Source organism: Candidatus Frankia alpina, assembly GCF_902806485.1.
In the GTDB taxonomy this organism is placed as follows: Bacteria; Actinomycetota; Actinomycetes; order Frankiales; family Frankiaceae; genus Frankia; species Frankia alpina.
Window position 1 is genome coordinate 1 of record NZ_CADCWT010000342.1, and the last position, 4016, is coordinate 4016.

The following is a 4016-nucleotide window of genomic DNA, read 5'->3' on the forward strand; positions in this document are numbered from 1 at the left end:
ATCCGTCACCAGATCGCTTGAAACCACAACTCAACGACACCTAACAAAGCCCTAGTAGAGGCTCGCGGCGAGCAGGACACGGCCGACGACAGCACGTACCGGGGAACGGCTGAAGGTAGACGATCGGGATGATGCCGCTGTCGTCCACACACGCTCCTCACATGCGCAGCGTGATGTTCTGCAGGCGGTTCCCTCGTCGGGCTCCAGCCGCGGCAGACCAGGCGCTGCGGCGAAGGGCACCGCGCCGACGTCAGGCCAGCCGTGTCCCTGTTCCCTTCCCGGAAAGAGCCCTCGATGCGGTCGAAGTCCCACCGGCAGATCCGTGGCCGTGAGCCCGTCGCCGCCAAGGTCCCCGAGATCACGGCCCTGTTCTGGATCATCAAAGTTCTCGCCACCGGGATGGAGGAGGCCACCGCGGACTTTCTCGCCGGGGTGAACCTGGTGCTCGCGGCGGCCATCGGGGTGTTCGGCTTCGCCGGCGCGCTCTGGCTGCAGTTGCGGACCCAGCGTTACCAGGCGCCCGTCTACTGGTTCGCCGTGATGATGCTCGCCGTCTTCGGCACGATGGCTGCGGACGGGCCGCCGATCGGCCACCTCGGCTCGGCGGTCTTCTACTCCCTGGTCCTCGCCGTCGTGCTCTACCGGTGGCGCCGCAGCGAGGGCACGCTGTCGATCCACAGCATCGTCACCCGCCGCCGGGAGACGTACTACTGGGCCACCGTGCTCGCGACCTTCGCCCTCGGAACCGCCCTCGGGGACGTGACGGCGAGCACGCTGCACCTGGGCTTCCTGCCGTCCGGTCTGATGTTCGCGGCGCTCATCGCCGTGCCGGCGATCGCCCGGTGGCGGTTCGGGCTGGGCGAGGTCGCCGCGTTCTGGCTGGCCTACATCGTCACCCGCCCGCTCGGCGCCTCGTTCGCCGACTGGCTCGGCAAGCCGCACGACCGCAGCGGGGTCGGCCTCGGCGACGGGGTCGTCAGCGCCGCCGCCACCGTCGTGATCGTGGCGCTCGTCGGCTATGTCGCGATCACCCGCCGGGACATCCAACGCGGCGAGCTCCCGCCCGCGGTCATCATGCAACCCACGCAACGGGACGCCCCGCAGGACCGCGCGCTGCGGTAGCACAGCACGGTCCCGCCCGCGCCGGCCGGCCGGGACGCGGCATTGGACGGACGGAGCAGGCACGTATCGGTATCTGCGACGGTTCGGCTTCATGCTCTCCACATCCACGATTCCTACTCTGGGAACATGGAGGATTACTCAAAGCATCTCCCCGGGTCCCCGGATCCCGGCGTCGAGGGGAGCGCCCCGATGGGTCCTGGGGAACCGGCGCCGATCTCGCCCGTGCGGGTGGATGACTCGCCTTCCGCCGAGGTCCCCAGGCAACGGCGCCGCAGCGCCGGGAGCCGACGCCGGAGCCGCGCCGCTCGCCACCGCCCGCGCCGCGCCGGCGGTCAGCAAGATCCCACAGGTCACGCTCCTGTTCTGGGGCACGAAAATCATCGCGACGACCCTCGGCGAAACCGGCGGCGATCTGGTGGCCCAGACCATGAAGGTCGGCTACGCGACCAGCTCTATCATCTTCATCGCACTGTTCCTTGCCAGCCTGACGGCGCAGGTCCGCGCCGATCGTCTGCATCCCGGGCTCTACTGGACGGTCATCCTCGCGACCAGCATGGCCGGCACCACCATGTCGGACTTCATGAACCGAACCCTCGGCTTCGGCTACCCGCTCGGCGCGGCGATTCTATTCAGCCTGCTTCTGCTGCTGTTCGCGGCCTGGTGGCGTTCCGGGCACACCTTCGACATCACCCGGCCCGTCGCCTTCCGGGGCGAGCTGCTGTACTGGACCGCCATTCTGCTGTCGAACACGCTGGGAACCTCGCTGGGTGACTTCCTGTCCGACAGTTCGGGCCTCGGCTACGCCGGCGGCGCGGCGCTGATCTGGTCCCTGCTCGCGGTCATCGCCGTCGCCTGGTACAGCCGGCGCGTCCCCACCACGCTGCTGTTCTGGGCGGCCTTCGTCCTGACCCGTCCGCTGGGCGCGACTCTGGGAGACCTGCTCACCAAGCCGACGGCCAAGGGCGGCCTCGCCTACGGCACCGCCGGCGCCAGTACAATCCTGCTCGGCGCCCTCGTCCTGCTCGTCTCCCACGGATACCGCCGGCAGACCCGCACTGCCGCGCGATGACCCGAACCGCCCGGCCGGACGCGACGCTCACACCGCCTTCACATCGTCGTCCCGGCAAGGTGGGTGACGGCGGATCGCCGCCCAGGTGAGAGGGGCCTGTCGTGTCCAGCGATGTCGCGCTGAATATTCTCGATCCGTCGTCGATCGTGTCCTCCGTCGGACTGCTCGGCCTGATGGTCGTCATCTTCGCGGAGACGGGGCTGTTCGTCGGATTCTTCCTGCCGGGCGATTCGCTGCTGTTTCTCGCCGGCGCCTTCTGCGCGGGCGACGCGGCGGCGGCCGGGCCCCATCTGCACCTGCCCACCGTGCTGCTCGGTGCCTGCGCCGCGGCGGTCGCGGGCGCGCAGACCGGATATCTCATCGGCCGCCGCGCCGGCCCGCGGCTGTTCGACCGGCCAAACTCCCGGCTCTTCCGGCAGGAATACGTCGAGCAGGCCCGCGGCGTCCTCGACAGGTACGGATTCGGGAAGGCCGTCGTACTCGCCCGGTTCGTACCAGTCGTCCGGACGTTCCTGAATCCGCTGGCCGGCGTCGTGCGGATGCCGGTGCGGGTGTTCACGACCTTCAACCTGATCGGTGGTCTGTTGTGGGCCGCCGGGGTGACACTGCTCGGCTACGCGCTGGGGCGGACCATCCCCATCGAGCACTACATGATCCCGGTCTCCCTGGCGATCGTGCTGCTCTCGGCCATACCGGTGCTGCGCGAATACCTCGCCCACCGCCGGGCGCGCACCGGGCGGGCGCCGGGGGAGGCCGCATCGTCTTCGCCCGAGCGGTGATCTAACATGCTGCCGGTCAGGCTCGGCCCGCACGCGGCAGCGAGCGACGCGGCCAGGTCGGGAAGCATGCCGCCCCGTCCGGCCTTCACCGTGCGGGCGTGCCGCCGCACCCGGACCACCAAGGACATCCATCACGTGAGTGCGATCAGCGTCGGGCAGGCCGTCGTCCTCGGCATCGTCGAGGGACTGACCGAGTTCCTCCCGGTCTCCTCCACCGGCCACCTCAAGATCACCGAGGGGCTGATGGACATCAAGGTGGACGACAAGGCCGTCGTCGGCTTCACCGCCGTCATCCAGGTCGGCGCGATCGCGGCGGTCCTCGTCTACTTCTTCGCCGACATCCGCCGCTTCGTCACCGCCTGGGGCCGCGGCCTGGTCAATCCGGCTGCGCGCCAGAACCACGACTACACCTTCACCTGGTGGGTCATCTACGCGACGATCCCCGTCGTCCTCGTCGGACTGGCCGCCAAACCGCTTATCGACGGACCTCTCGCCTCGCTGTGGGTCGTCGCCGCGTCCCTGCTCGCCGGCAGTGCGCTGATGTGGTACGCCGACCAGCACGGCCGGCACAAACGCGGCGAGGACGATATCTCCCTGCCCGACGCCATGATCGTCGGGACGTCGCAGATCCTCGCTCTGCTCTTTCCGGGCTTCTCGCGATCCGGCGCGACGATCTCCACCGGGCTCCTGCGCGATCTCGACCGGGTCGGCGCCACCCGGTTGTCGTTCTTCCTGTCCATCCCGGCGCTGACCGGTGCCGGACTGTACGAGCTGAAGGACGCCGTCGGCGGCGGTGTCTCGGCCCTGCCCCTCGCGGTGGGCACCGTGGTCTCCTTCGTCGTCGCGTACGCCTCCATCGCGTGGCTGCTCAAGTACGTCGCCCGGCACAACTTCAACGCCTTCATCCTCTACCGCATCGCCCTCGCCGGCGTCCTCGCCGGGCTGCTCGTCAGCGGGGCGATCGACGCCTGACCCCGACCGGGACGGCGTGCGCACCGCCACCGAGGCTCTGCACGCGGCGTTCTCCGATTTCCGGGTTGAGCTTC

The 4016-nt window shown here is 69.4% G+C and carries 4 protein-coding genes; all 4 read left to right on the forward strand.

Annotated features, from left to right (window positions below; all coding sequences use genetic code 11):
* Positions 1–294: 294 nt before the first annotated feature.
* Positions 295–1122, forward strand: coding sequence for a COG4705 family protein (locus G6R25_RS22255; protein ID WP_163554450.1), 828 nt, complete (start codon positions 295–297; stop codon positions 1120–1122).
* 232 nt (positions 1123–1354) lie between these two features.
* The gene (locus tag G6R25_RS22260; protein WP_163554451.1) at positions 1355–2191 is read left to right on the forward strand and encodes a COG4705 family protein; all 837 of its coding nucleotides are present in this window, start codon (positions 1355–1357) and stop codon (positions 2189–2191) included.
* 101 nt (positions 2192–2292) lie between these two features.
* Complete coding sequence (locus G6R25_RS22265; protein WP_163554452.1) at positions 2293–2970, forward strand: DedA family protein; 678 nt, start codon at positions 2293–2295, stop codon at positions 2968–2970.
* 135 nt (positions 2971–3105) lie between these two features.
* Complete coding sequence (locus tag G6R25_RS22270; protein WP_163554453.1) at positions 3106–3942, forward strand: undecaprenyl-diphosphate phosphatase; 837 nt, start codon at positions 3106–3108, stop codon at positions 3940–3942.
* Positions 3943–4016: the final 74 nt, after the last annotated feature.

What these genes read in the sequence shown, in the direction of transcription:
- G6R25_RS22255 (WP_163554450.1), top strand. Translation starts at nt 295, where the DNA reads ATGCGGTCGAAGTCCCACCGGCAGATCCGTGGCCGTGAGCCCGTCGCC.
- G6R25_RS22260 (WP_163554451.1), top strand. Translation starts at nt 1,355, where the DNA reads ATGACTCGCCTTCCGCCGAGGTCCCCAGGCAACGGCGCCGCAGCGCCG.